The sequence below is a fragment of the Bernardetia sp. Wsw4-3y2 genome (assembly GCF_037126295.1).
In the GTDB taxonomy this organism is placed as follows: Bacteria; Bacteroidota; Bacteroidia; order Cytophagales; family Bernardetiaceae; genus Bernardetia.
In genome coordinates, this window is the sequence record NZ_CP147017.1 from 928,050 (window position 1) to 941,841 (window position 13,792).

The window sequence follows — 13,792 nt, forward strand, 5'->3', positions numbered from 1 at the left end:
ACCAGTAAAAAAAAAACTAAAAACATTCTTTTTCGTTAAGAAAGGAATACTATTTTCGATAACCTTTCAACAACTGTTAGAAAGTAGTTTAAAAGTAGCTAAAACAAGTATAAAAATGAAATAACAATTTTTATTCTCACAAAAAATTACGATACTTGTTAGATTAACAATAAACTGATAAATTTAAAATCTAATAAGCTAAAAATCGTCGGTGGGAACATCGACAATGGCGAGGAGAATAACAAGTCGCTGTTTTTTCCGTTGTTAGTATCGCTACCAACAACAAAACTGAAAAAAAATTTATGATTGACAATAACATCTATTATACGCCCCGACAAATTGTTGAGGAGCTTGACAAATATATCATTGGACAACATGATGCCAAAAGAAATGTAGCCATTGCGCTGCGTAATCGTTGGAGACGTATGCATGTCAAATCAGATATGCAACGTGAAATTATGCCAAACAATATTTTGATGATTGGCTCAACAGGTGTTGGTAAAACAGAAATTGCACGTCGTTTAGCAAAAGTAGCAAATGCTCCTTTCGTAAAAGTAGAGGCTTCTAAATTTACAGAAGTGGGTTATGTAGGACGTGATGTAGAAAGTATGGTGCGTGATTTGGTAGAACAGGCTGTCAAATTGATACAAACTGAAAAACGTGATGCTGTCAAGCAAAAAGCAGAACAAGCCGTAGAAGATATTATTTTGGATGCGCTTATTCCACCTTTAAAAAACAGACAACCTTCTACTTCTACAACGCCTTCTACTGTTGGCTTTTCAAATGATGAAATGCCTACTTCAGATGCTGAACTTAACGAAAGAACAAGAGAGCGTTTTAGAGAAAAATTACGTGCTGGAGAATTAGAAGACCGAAAAATTGAAATTACTTTAGAGTCTAGCAATAACCCTGGTGTAGGTGTTGTTGGTGGTGCAATTGATGAGGTTTCGATGATGAACCTTCAAGAAATGTTAAGTGGAATGTTGCCTTCTCGCTCAAAAAAGAGAAAAGTTACCATAGAAGAAGCTCGTAAACTTCTTTTAGAAGAAGAAGCCTTCAAACTCATTGATATGGATGAAGTAAAAATAGAAGCCATCAAAAAAGCTGAAAACTCAGGAATTATTTTTATTGATGAAATTGATAAAGTAGCTTCTTCTGGAAACAAAGGAGGAGGAGCAGATGTAAGTCGTGAAGGTGTTCAACGTGATTTGTTGCCAATTGTAGAGGGAAGTGCTGTTACGACCAAACATGGAATTGTCAATACAGACCATATTTTATTTATTGCTGCTGGTGCATTTCATGTTTCGAAGCCATCTGATTTAATTCCAGAATTACAAGGACGCTTTCCAATTCGTGTAGAACTTAATTCTCTTACAAAAGAAGATTTCCATAAAATCTTGAAAGATCCAAAAAATGCTCTTAGTAAGCAATATGTTGCTCTTTTGGATTCTGAAGGTGTAAAACTAACCTATCAAGAAGATGCTTTAGAAGAAATTGCAGATATTGCTTTTCATATAAATTCAGAACTTGAAAATATTGGAGCAAGACGTTTGCATACAGTGATGAGTCATTTGCTCAATGAAATTTTATTTGATATTCCTGATACTATTCCTCCAAATGCTCATGTTGTCATTACCAAAGATATGGTACAAGAAAAGCTAAAAGCTCTTATTAAAAATAGAGATTTGAGTCAGTATATTCTGTAATTTTGTTTTATGAAAAAAGGCTTTGTATCATTTTTGATGCAAAGCCTTTTTTATTTGTTCTATTTTTTCTCTTCTTTTTGTTTGGCTATTTGTTCGTAGTATTCTTTAAGTAAACCATGTTTTTTAATAAACTGATTTGCCATTTCTAGTTTTTTAGGAAACAAGACTACATTTTGTAGTTTCTCTAATTCTTTATCAAAAACTACAATAGGAGTTTTTGATTGATTTAATTCTTTTATTTTATCAGATTTCATACTTTAATTACTCTTTATTTATAATCATATTTGCGTTTAACTAAATAAGCTGTCAATAATCCTGCTCCCACCCACAAAAAACTCCTTACAGTAGAAGTTATTAATTCTTCTTTAGGTTCTTCGCATAACTCTAAAGTTTCTTCTAAAAAATCCCTTTCTGAATATTTATTTGATTCATTACAATACCACATACATTTTACTAATGTCTTTTTCTTTTTAATTTTTTCTGGAGTACTCTCTTTATCATCTTTTACCCATGTAGCTGGTTTTAGAACCGTCATATAAGGAGGAATAAAAGAAATGTTTGTACTTGTATCTTCATAGAGAGTTCCAAACAACTTTCTAGAAACACGAGGGTTTCTTTCTTCATAAGTACGAGTTTTCAAAACTACTATATCTCCTTCTTTAAATTTTGACATATTACTCTTTATTTTTAAAATGGTATTGTTTTTATTCAAATATAATACTATTTTTAGGATAATGTAGTGGTTTTTCTATTGATTGTATCGTTATGAGCATTAGTTGTAATGATTAGTGTCATACTAGCCTTTTTGATTGGTTAGGTTTGTTAAACAAGTCCTCGTAATATATATCTCGCTCTTAATTGAGTGTAGTAGATTTATGTATGGCTTAGTTTCCATGATAGCATTTTATGTTTAAAGGAAAGGTACTTTTTAGTAAGTACCAACTCCTGTTGTAAATATAAGGATTCTATTGTTCTTGACTTTTAGTGATTTTCGATGAAACTTTCGCTACTCTAATTATATTCACTAGTAGCGAAAAAGGGAATACAACGATTCTAGTACAAGGAAGAATTACTACATTATTTTATTTATGAATAAGAAGAAAAAAATATATCCTCCAAAATGGCTAAAATATAAGCCTTATCCTCATCTTACTAATAAAATTGATTTTCAAAATAGTAGAGTTTTCTATGCTTTGATAAACTATATAGAAGAAAAGACAGAAATTGATGAAGAAAGTGGAGAAGAAGTTAGAATAGTAAATGAAAAAATAGCCAAACACGCATTTTTCCCATTGATTTTTAGGCAGTTGAAAGATAGGAAAGTAAGAAAAAAAACAAATCAAGAACAGATAAAAGAAAGAGAAACTGGAAGAAATAAAGTTTTTTACGAGAATAAACCTCGTCCTATTCATTATGCTACACATATAGACGCTCATATATATGCTTATTATGGAAATATTTTAAGAGAAAATTATGACAACTATCTAGAATCAAGACCTGAATTATCAGCATTAATAACTGGTTATCGTAAAGTTAAGAATGAGAACAAAACAGACAAATCAGATAAAAGGGTATTCAACAATAAAAATAGTGTTCTTTTTGCAAACGAAATCTTTAAGGAAATAAAGAAGAGAGAAGATTGTGTAGTTTTGGCTTTAGATATACAAAAGTTTTTTCCGTCGTTAGACCATCAAATACTAAAAAAGGCTTGGTTAAGGTTTGCTCCAAATATAGAAGAGCCAGAAAAGTTATCTTCAGACCATTATAACGTATTCAAATCAGTAGTAAATTTTCATTATATCAAACTTGATGATTTGAGAGTAAATAATAGAGGTTTTGATGAGAAAAAATTATATGAAATACGAAAAGAAGGTGGTTCTTCTTTTTTTCATTCAGTAGAAGAGTTTAGAAATTTAATAAAGAAGGGAAAACTTAGAGTTTATAATAATCAATTTAGATCTAAACACAGAAAAGATAAAAAAAATAGAACTGTAAAATGTGGAATCCCTCAAGGTTTGCCAATTAGTGCAACTCTTTCAAATATTTATATGCTTGGATTCGATGAGTGGGTTTTTGAGCATTTAGTCAAGACAGAAAATATATTTTATAGAAGGTACAGTGATGATATGATTTTTATTTGTACAAAAGAAAATTATGAACAGATAAAGACGAACGTTGAAAAACAGATAAATGAGTTTTATAATCTGATTATTTCGAAGGAAAAAACAGAAGTATTTTTTTATAAAAATGAAACTATCATAAAACAGAAAAATACTGATAGTGATATTGCACACAAAAATAGTCCTTTACGTTATTTGGGGCTTGAATTTGATGGAAAAAACATAAGAATAAAATCTGCTAGTATTTCAAAATATTATCGGCGAATGAAGAGAGCCATAAAAGCAAAAGAGAGAATTGTAAGACGATTACGAGAACAAGGAAAAGAAGATGCTCAAATATTTAAAAATCAACTTTATAAAACCTTTTATAGAGAATCAAACATAAAAAAGAAAGGTAGAAAACAGAAGTATGGAAATTATGTCAGATATATCAAAAAAACGAGTTATCAAATTTATCAAAAAGATGATGAAACAGTAGTAACAAATCAAATGAAAAGTAGCAGGGAAATTTTCAAAAGAGAATTAAAAAATGCAGAAAAAAGGCTAGGATTAGAAGAGGAATAAAAACGAACGGTTCGCTTAAAGCGAACCGTTCGATAAGTAATAAGTAAATTTAATCAAATTCTATCTTAAACTTATCTGCATCTTTTATTTTATTTTCACTTTGATGAAATTTTTGATATTCTTCTTTACTTCCAAACCAACTGAGTACCTCTTCTCTTTCTAATTTAGTCTTACCTTCCAATATATGAGAATGGTAAGAAGAATGTTCGTATTCTCTAAAATCTTTTACAAAGCCGTGTTTTTGTGGATTTTTGTGAATGTACTCAATCATTGTAGTAAAGTAAGCATCATTATCTACATGAATCCTACGAAAAGGTTCTTCAAAAAGTCTTCCTGTTCGTTGATGTGATTTGTTTATTGCTTGTGAATAACTTTTGAAAAAACTTGCAAACGCATTGCTAAGAATCCACGAAATATCTTCTTTTTTAGGCTTTTTTCCTAGTTTTTGTAATTCTAATCTAATTTCTTCCTCTGAATTGGTACAAATAAGCAAATGAAAGTGATTTCTCAATAAACAGTACGAATAAGTAGTTACAAACGGACTTACAAATTGTGCATATTTTTGTAAGAAAAAGGAATAATTTCGTTCTTCTTTGAATATTGTTTCGCCATTTATTCCACGATTATAAATGTGATAAAAACATTCTGTTTGTAGAGGTTCAATGTTTGTTTTCATATAGTTTTTAACGAATTAACGAACGGTTCGCTTAAAGCGAACCGTTCGTTCGATGTTAATCATTTAAATCATTTATTTTATTCTCAGGCAATTTCAATCCACTCAAAACGCTACTCAACTGTGTTCCTTTCAAAAGATTTCCAAAGACATCAGCGATTGATTTTCCTCCCAAAATAGCCAATGGAGCCATTGAATCTGCCATTTTTTGAGCCAATTCTTTGTCAGAGAAAGATTGTAAAGCTGCAATCAAATCTGGAGAAACGGCTTTTGCTTTTGCTACAACGGCTTCTACTTCGGTTTGCTCTTCCAAAATAAACTGTTCTAATTCTTTTTGTGCTTTTTCTAACTCTACATTATTGACAGCTTTTTGTCTTGAAAGCTCGTCATCATTGATTTGATTAAGTGATTTTTGTTCGTCTAATCGTGCTTGTAAATGACGTTCTTTACTAATTATTTCGCTTTCAATTTTAGTTAAAGTTACTTCTAAGAGTTTTTGAGTTTCTTGTTTTTGAAGCTCGTAAATGGTCTGTTTTGTTTCGGATTGTGTAGCAGCAATTTGTCTTGTAATGGCTTCGCTTTCTTGTGTAAATTCTAGTTTTCGTTTTTCAGAATTGATACGCAACGTTTGCATAACGGTATCTTGCTGCGAAGAAATCAATAAATTTTCAATGTTTGCATCTCCCAAACTTATATCCAAAATTTCTACGTCATAAATACGCATTCCATTTTCTTCAAAAAGTCGTCCTGTTCGTTTTCCTGTTTTCTTATCTGATTCTCCCAAAATAGCATCTCTCAAAATAGTAATTCCATTGGCATAAAATTCCATAATTGGGTATCTTCTGACTGTATTTCGAATATACGAACGCATGTGGTCTGTCAAAAATTTGACATAATTTTCTACATTGAACCATTTATCCGAACTTCCTTCAAAATTGACACGATACGAAAGATGAATTCTTACTTGTGTATAATCTGCTGATTCTGCCATTATTTCATCAGAAACTTTATTGTACAAAACTCTCAAATAAACGGTTTTGATAGAATTATCTGTCGTTTTTGGAGTTCCTGTTGAAAGTTCAATTCCTTCCAATTCTTCATCATATTCTAATAAATAGGATTGAGGACCTTCAATAACCTTTCGTTTTCCAGTCTTGCTGACCACCAAAACAGCATAACCTGTCCAAGGTGCAATCGTAACAGCTCCTTCATATTTTGTATCTAATGTAATCATGCGAGGTGGTGTGTGCGTATTATCACGATTAAACTCATCACCTACCATTTCATCAGAAATTTTTGCTTTCTTACGTAGTTGTTGAGACTGTTGAGGAGCTTGATTTTGTTCTTGAACTTCAAAATCAGTTACAAAATTATCGTTTTTGGCAATATTTTGTAAGGCTAAATTATATTCTAAGGCTTCATTATTATTTGGAAACCATAGCGAAGTTTGTTTTTTGGAAAGTACACGACGCACCAAAACAAATTCTCTAGGGTCAGGCAAAAACATTGCTGCACCTTTCATAAGAGCAACTGTTCCTGTTTTTCTATTCAAATAATAACGTCCCTCTCCTGCTGGAATGGCAATGGCATAATGGCGTTCTTTTGTTCCATAACGAACAATGGCATGTTCTGGACGAGGATAATAAATCATTTGATCTTTTCCTGTAATGAAAAGTTCGTCGCCTTCTTTGTACTCATTTTTTCCTTCTTTGTAAGGCGCAATTACTTTTATATAAAGTCCACTCATTTCATTGAGTTCGATGGCTTTAAATTTTCGCATTCCATTTTTTTGAATAAAAACCTCTGTCGGTTCAGGGAAGACTACTTTTGGTCCTTGAATATAGCGTTTGTTTCCGTCTTCATTCAATAAAATACAATATTCCAAACGCTCTAAAGTTACTGCTTCACGTACATATTCGTCGTCGTCTGCATACTCATCTCTGACTACTTCGATGCCTGTTGGTGGAATATAAAATGAAACTTCATCGCCACGAATAATCAGAAGTTGTCCCATAGTTAGGGTTTCTGCTACTTCGTTTAGTTCTTTTGCCTCATTTGCTTCTCCTTCTTTTGTCTTGATGACTGATTTTCCCCAATTTGCTCGTGCTTGTTCTTCATCATAAATGCGAACTAACAAATATTGATTCGAACTCAGATTATGCCCACGAATAACTCGTGCCATTTGTCCTGCCCAAAGCGCAAAAGAAATAGGTCCTGCAATATTTACTTTTCGTCCTACATTGAGTTCTGCCAAATTATTACTTGTTCCAATCTTTGGAGGATTTGTGTCCTTTGAAGGATTTTTTAATACTACATACCATCCTTCAGGAGCAATAATAAAAGAGCGCATAGAATCCTCTAAATTGCATTTTTCGAAACGCTTTGTAGCAGGGTCAAACATAACAGGACGGTCAGTATTGGCAAGACTGGTCTTGTAAGGACCTACATAAACATTTATGTTTCCTTTTGTTTGGTCAGAAATAAAAGCGTATTCATTAGGAGCTAAAACTAAATCTCGTTCTCGGTTTACGTCAGACATAAGTTATTGGTGTTAAGTTAAAATGATAGATAAATTTGATGGTTATGAATAGAATACTTTGTGATAAAATTCTTCCTCAAAATAAGAATAAATCAGAATTTTACAAAGGACAAGCCTAGTTAGTGTAAAAAATACAATAAGATATTTATATTCCTTAACGCTACTTTATAAATAAAGGTTTCATTTTTTTTAAAGTAGCAGCATTTTTGTTTTAATTTAAAAAAATTAGTTCTATTTGTTTGACTAAGGAAGAAAAGTTAAATAAGCTGCTATTTTCAAACATACAATTGGCTGATAATAAATGAATTAAATTTGTAATTTTTAATTAGCTTCGCTGCTTTAATAGGTCGTAATTTCCTAAACTCCTGTCCTTATGAAAAATTATCTGTATTTAATTTTAATTATTCTCTCCTTTTTTTCGTGTACAAAAGAAGATCTTGTAGTAGAAAAACGTAACTATAAAATGGGTTTTACTACCTTTCCTTATGATTTTAGTATGGAAGCTGTAAATTCTACGTACTCATTTATAGAACAAAATGCCGATATTTATTCCGAACAGATAGACAATAAAATTCCTTGGGAATCACTTTTAAATCAAACTGATTTTCCTACTGAATTTGTAGAAAATATAGATGGGAAGATTAGCCGAAAAATAAATAGTCATCAACTTCTGCTTTCTGTAAGTTTATTAAATGATTTTAGAAATGATTTAAAAGAGGGATATAATGAACAAATTCCGATTTACAATTCCTTAACTGATGAACATATAGAAAATGCTTATTTTCGTTATTTGGAATATTTGGTAGATCGCTTTTCACCAGATTATTTGGTAATGGCAATGGAAGTAAATGAATTGAAACGTTCTAATCCGAGTAAATGGAATGAATACAAACTTTTATCAGATAAATTAAGAGTTCGTTTGAAGTCAAAATATCCTACTCTCAAATTAACCGAATCGTTTACTTTACATACTTGGTATCAACAATCAACGGATTTTATAAATGATGTTCGTACACAAAGTGAAAAATCAGATTTTTTGGCGATTAGTTTTTATGCTTTTGTGATGCAAAAACATACAAAGGCAGAGTTTCAAGGTGCATTTGATTTTTTACACACTCAAACTTCTAAGTCTATCGCTTTTGTAGAAACAAATGCTTTAGCACAAGATTTGTATATTCCCAATCTGAATAACTTGTTTATTCCTTCGTCAGAAGTCGAACAAAATGTTTATTTAGAAACTCTTTTAGAAAATGCTCAAACCAATAATTATGAATTTGTAATTTGGTGGGCGCATAGAGATTATGACAAACTGTTAGCTTATTTTCCAAAAGAAAGCCAAGATTTAGGAAGTATTTGGAGAGATACAGGTCTTTTGGATGAAACTGGAAAAGAACGTCCTGCTTTTTCTACTTGGAGAAAATATTTTGAGATGTAAAAATTAAATTTAGAATCTAATAAAGGATACTATTATTGGTAAGAAAAGCATTGGAATTATAGCTTACCTATTGATTCCTAAAAGTCTAAATAATCGCTTTATATTAAACTTTGGAAGAGGGGGAGCTGGTTCTGTAAAAGGATGCTCTTTTTCTTTTATGTGTTCTTTAGCCTTTTCTATTAGCTCATTATCTGTCCAAGGTAATTTTTTTATACTCAAGTTAGAATCAGAGTTCTTATCCAAATTACCAATATATCCAGCAGTCATATCTATATAATCATAAAAACCACCATCATATGATTTCCAAGAAGAACTTTCATAACAAAAAAACATAGATTTTCCATACTTTCCTTCTCTCTTAGTCAAGCATAGAATATCTTCCTGTTTAGGTTGATAATCAAAATCGAAAGCATGTGAATTATTCAAACATTCAAGTACACCATTAATAGTTAGACCTTCTTCAAGCATATCTTGAGACATAAGAGCTACACCCATCACTATACTTTCTTGTACATCTAAAATTTCTTTAATGTGTCGATATAAAGTCCAATTAACATTAGACGATATATCTGAATCAATTTTCTCATGTTCACAAGTACAAAATATAATTCCTGATTTTGGTTTACACATAGCTTCATATTATTTATTTTCAATGAAAATTCATGGTCATTTTTGATGTTTTAGTGTAGTCATGCTACCGAATAAATACATCAAACCTACTCTTAAACAACTTTTATAAAATAGAATTATATTTTCACTCCTATAATAGCTATATCATCTCTCTGAGGTGCATTTTTTTGAAAATCTTTTAAGGTTTCTAGTAATACTTCTTTCTGTTCTGATAGAGGTAAATGTTGTAGACTCTCTAATCTTTCCATAAATGCTTGAGTACCTATGCGTTGTTCATTGGGAGCATTTTGATCGATATATCCATCTGTTATTAAATATAATATTTCTCCTTTTTCTAATTCTAAGGAAGTTTGAGTGAAAGGTCTTTTATTGCTTTTGTTTCTTCGTCCTCCAATAGAACGTCTGCTTCCTTTTAGTCTTTTTATTTTATCGTTCTTGGTATAAAATAAACTATTTTTTGCGCCTGCAAAAGTAACTTTTGTTTTTCCATCATTTTGCAGATTCTCTATTCTACAAAGAACTAAATCCATTCCATCGCTATTTTTTGCTTGTTGTTGTTGTAGAGCAATTTGTATTTCTTGGTCTAATTTCTCTAAAATATCGACAGGTTCTTCTATCTTTTGAAGATTGATGAGTTCATTAAAAACTGAAATGCCTATCATTGCCATAAATGCCCTGGAACGCCATGTCCTGTACAATCTGAGACAACTAAATAGATACCTCTAGGTGTATGACTTAGCCAGTAAAAATCACCACTTACTACATCTTTTGGCATATAAATAAGAAAATTTGCACCCAAAATTTCGTCTAATTTTTCTTTTGCAGGTAACACTGCGTGTTGGATTGTTTGAGCATAACGAATGCTGTCAGTAATTTCTTGATTCTTTTTTTGGATAGTAGAAAAAGATTTTGCGTTCGAAAGTGCAATAGTAATATAAGATGCTAAAGCTCTCAAAACAGAAACAGATTCTGGAGTGTATGCGTTTTTCTCAAAACTTTGTACAGTAAGAACTCCTGCTGGTTTGCTATTAAGAAATAAAGGAACATAGATTAAAGAACTCGTCAAATCGTCTTGTCTAATTTCTTTGATTTCTTTATAATGCTTGTACTTACTCTCCATGTCATTTATCCAAATCTCTTCTTTTTCATTAAAAGATTTTACAGACAAAAGTGTATTATCTTCCAAAGAATCTGACGAGCTAGGTTGTAACTCTCCTTTTTCTATATAATATTTAAAGTCTAATGTATTATTGAATTCATTATAAATACCAATTCCAAAACCATCAGTAGGCATTAGGTTAGTTACTTGTGTATAAATAGTTTGTATTATGATTTCGATGTCTAGTTCTGCTGTAACTTGTTGTCCTATTTTACTTACTAAATCAATATTCTTATATGAGCTTTCTAACCTTTCGTGTTGGACTTGTATTTCCTCTTTTTGTTGGTTGATTTCAGCCGTTCGTTGTTCTACAGTTTTTTCTAGTTTTTGATTTCTTATTTCTATTCGTTGTACTCTCCATCTATAAACAAAATATAAAATAAGAATGAACAGAACAAATATAGCTATTTTAAAGGTTATAGTTTGATATAACAGAGGTTTTATTTCGAATCTAAGAGAAGCTACTTCCTCACTTTTTAGTCCCTCTTCATTATATGCTTCTACTTTAAAAGTATATTTTTTAGGAGGAAGACTTGTATAAGTAGCTTTTCTTTCTTCTTCTGCTAAAATCCAATCTTTATCTACACCTTCCATTTTATATCTAAATTTTACATCAGAAGGACGTACAAAACTAAGTCCTGAATAGTCAAAAATAATACGTTGTGTACCTGCTGGAAGTATGATAAGTTCTTTGTTATTGACTATAGATTTTCCATCTACTGTCATTTTATTGATAACTATGTTAGGAGGTGTTTGATTCATCGGAATAGAACTTGGGTCAATAGAAGCAACCCCACCCACTGTAGGAAACCAAAAATGTTCATCCGAAGTTTTTAATGAAAATGCAGCTCCCGAGCATTGATTTTCTTTCATTCCATCACTTTTATTAAAAAGTTCGAATGGAAGTTTATCAATTTCTCCTGTAGTAATTTTTTCAAAGTCTTTTTTGGCAATTACGAAAACCCCTTGACTTGTTGTACACCAAAAGTTAACAGATTTATCTTCTAAGATATCAAAAACACTTGAAAAAGGAAGTCCATTTTTGGCAGTAAAATTTATAAACTTACCGTTTTTTATTTTACTAATACCTTGTGTAGATGTTGCCCAAACAGTATTTTCTTCATCAATATAGGTGCTAAAGATAAGTTCACTCACTAATCCTTGTTCGGTTAGAAGATGCTCTATTTGCTTTTTTTCTTTTAATTTTATGATACCTGCATTATTTGTTCCTACCCAAATAATTCCGTCTTTATCTTGGTTGATGGACATTATAAAATTGGAAGGAAAACCTGTTTCTGTATTGTGATAAGAAATTTCACCTGATGGAGAAATTATCGTAATCCCTCCTGTTCGTGTTCCTATCCATATATTATGATTTGTATCTTCAAAAATAGTTCTGATAATATTACTTGAAAGTCCATTTTTTTCATTGTAAAATACTTCTTTTGTATAGGGTATTTTGGCTAATGGATCAAATTTTTGAAGTTGTACTACTCCGTTATCAGAACCTATCCAAACAGAACCATCATGCGCCTTTTGAATTGCCTTTATACGAGCTTTTAGGTTTTTGATAGGATACTTAAAAGCCATAGCATTGCCTTTATGAATAAGATTGAGTTGTGGAAAGTCTGCTCCTACTAGAATAGTATTTTCGTCAAAAACTTCTAATACATTTATAGAGTTATTCGTAAATCCATCCTCTGTGGTATAGTTTGTAAACTTTCCTTGTTTAAGTTGAACAATTCCTCCTTTGTAACAAGTAAGCCAAATATTTTTTTCTTTATCCTGAATAACTTTGCGTACAATATTATGAGGCAATCCATTTTCTTCATTCAATCTCTCTATTTTTTCATCTTGGGTAACTCTAATTAATCCATTATTCGTTCCTATCCACATGCTACTAAAATTATCTATATACATAGAATTGATATAATCTTGAGAAGCAATTTCTAGTGTTTCGACTTGGTTATTTTCTATAATAGCAATTCCTTCGGTCGTTCCGATATATAGTTTCGGATTTTTATAATTTTCTTCATATAAAATTTCAGTGACATTATTGGTAGGTAAACCCTCTTTTTGAGTAAATTCTTTTACTTTTTGACCATCAAAATGAACTAACCCTACTCCCGTAATGGCAAAATAGATATTTCCTTGTTGATCACCTGCAATTTTTTTGACAGTAGTATTCTTATAGTCTGTTACAGCTCCTGTTGCATCTGTTATTCCTTGCCATTTTATTAACTTTTCATTTTCCACAAAAAAAATTCCTTTCCCTCTTGTTCCTAACCAAATTCGTTTGGATTTATTATTTCTACTTTTTTCTATAAAAATAGCTTCTATACGTACGGATAGAGTATCAAACAACGATTCAATTTGACGGTCTTTATAGTGTACAAGTCCATTTCCTTCTGAGCCTATCCAAATTTCTGATTCTTTGCCACTTTCATCTGATTCTACTTCTATTGCTGTAAAACTATTGGTATTAAATTCAGGATTAGTAGAGTTAGTATAAGTCTGAAAGTTTGCGCCATCAAACTTTACTAGTCCATCATATCCTGTTACCCAAATAAAACCTATATCATCCTGAATAATATAATTTGTTGTATTTGAAGGCAATCCTTCGGCTGTTGTCCAGTTGGTAAGAATATATTGAGTAAGACTTTTATCAGGCAAAAGTCCTTGTTGGGCAGTCGTATTGAGCTGTGGCTGTGCATAAGAAACTACAGACAGACAACAGTACAATATAATAGCTGTAAAAAAATTAATATAATATATTCTATTTATCATTTTAATTAAGTAGTTGTTCTTACAATCTATTCTTTATATGTTAGTAGACAGAAACTTAAACCCTGAAATTGCAAATCATTCTATTCAATAATACTAATTTTTTGTTGATTATCAAATTAGTTAGTCCAATTCAGGCTTACTTTTTGATAAAAACTCAAAACAATGAGCATAAAAAAATC

General features: G+C 31.1%; 10 protein-coding genes. 3 read left to right on the forward strand and 7 right to left on the reverse strand.

Translation table 11 applies throughout. The features are described 5' to 3' along the window. Nucleotides 1-302 precede the first annotated feature (302 nt). Entirely contained in the window at nucleotides 303-1,706 is a 1,404-nt protein-coding gene (gene hslU / locus V9L05_RS03675; RefSeq protein WP_338790271.1) for an ATP-dependent protease ATPase subunit HslU, read from the forward strand. Between the two features lie 59 nt (nucleotides 1,707-1,765). On the opposite strand, the gene V9L05_RS03680 is transcribed toward hslU, so the two are convergent. Together V9L05_RS03680 and V9L05_RS03685 are read right to left on the reverse strand one after the other, a co-directional pair. Then, on the reverse strand, nucleotides 1,766-1,960 hold the full coding sequence (locus V9L05_RS03680) for a hypothetical protein (protein WP_338814420.1): 195 nt from the start codon (nucleotides 1,958-1,960) through the stop codon (nucleotides 1,766-1,768). A gap of 14 nt (nucleotides 1,961-1,974) precedes the next feature. Beyond that, the gene (locus V9L05_RS03685; RefSeq protein WP_338814421.1) at nucleotides 1,975-2,379 is read right to left on the reverse strand and encodes a hypothetical protein; all 405 of its coding nucleotides are present in this window, start codon (nucleotides 2,377-2,379) and stop codon (nucleotides 1,975-1,977) included. 415 nt (nucleotides 2,380-2,794) lie between these two features. Here V9L05_RS03685 and V9L05_RS03690 point away from each other — a divergent pair, with 415 nt between their 5' ends. Continuing rightward, nucleotides 2,795-4,390 (forward strand): reverse transcriptase domain-containing protein, encoded by a 1,596-nt coding sequence (locus tag V9L05_RS03690; RefSeq protein WP_338814422.1) that lies wholly within the window; start codon nucleotides 2,795-2,797, stop codon nucleotides 4,388-4,390. 49 nt (nucleotides 4,391-4,439) lie between these two features. Here V9L05_RS03690 and V9L05_RS03695 read toward each other — a convergent pair whose 3' ends face one another. Next, entirely contained in the window at nucleotides 4,440-5,066 is a 627-nt protein-coding gene (locus V9L05_RS03695; RefSeq protein WP_338814423.1) for a hypothetical protein, read from the reverse strand. 55 nt (nucleotides 5,067-5,121) lie between these two features. Then, nucleotides 5,122-7,602, reverse strand: a complete 2,481-nt coding sequence (locus tag V9L05_RS03700; protein ID WP_338814424.1) for a hypothetical protein — start codon at nucleotides 7,600-7,602, stop codon at nucleotides 5,122-5,124. Between the two features lie 373 nt (nucleotides 7,603-7,975). Between V9L05_RS03700 and V9L05_RS03705 the strand changes: the two genes are divergently transcribed. Continuing rightward, the gene (locus V9L05_RS03705) at nucleotides 7,976-9,037 is read left to right on the forward strand and encodes a hypothetical protein (RefSeq protein ID WP_338814425.1); all 1,062 of its coding nucleotides are present in this window, start codon (nucleotides 7,976-7,978) and stop codon (nucleotides 9,035-9,037) included. A 63-nt stretch (nucleotides 9,038-9,100) separates the two neighbouring features. On the opposite strand, the gene V9L05_RS03710 is transcribed toward V9L05_RS03705, so the two are convergent. The 3 genes from V9L05_RS03710 to V9L05_RS03720 form a co-directional block, all read right to left on the reverse strand. After that, nucleotides 9,101-9,667 carry a hypothetical protein gene (locus tag V9L05_RS03710; protein WP_338790267.1) on the reverse strand — a complete coding sequence of 189 codons (567 nt, stop codon included), beginning with the start codon at nucleotides 9,665-9,667 and terminating at the stop codon, nucleotides 9,101-9,103. Between the two features lie 116 nt (nucleotides 9,668-9,783). Then, nucleotides 9,784-10,335: a SpoIIE family protein phosphatase gene (locus V9L05_RS03715; RefSeq protein WP_338814426.1), complete on the reverse strand. Its 552-nt coding sequence runs from the start codon at nucleotides 10,333-10,335 to the stop codon at nucleotides 9,784-9,786. Beyond that, nucleotides 10,326-13,613, reverse strand: coding sequence for a two-component regulator propeller domain-containing protein (locus V9L05_RS03720; protein ID WP_338814427.1), 3,288 nt, complete (start codon nucleotides 13,611-13,613; stop codon nucleotides 10,326-10,328). Before V9L05_RS03720 ends, V9L05_RS03715 begins: the two co-directional genes overlap by 10 nt. Between the last annotated feature and the right edge of the window lie 179 nt (nucleotides 13,614-13,792).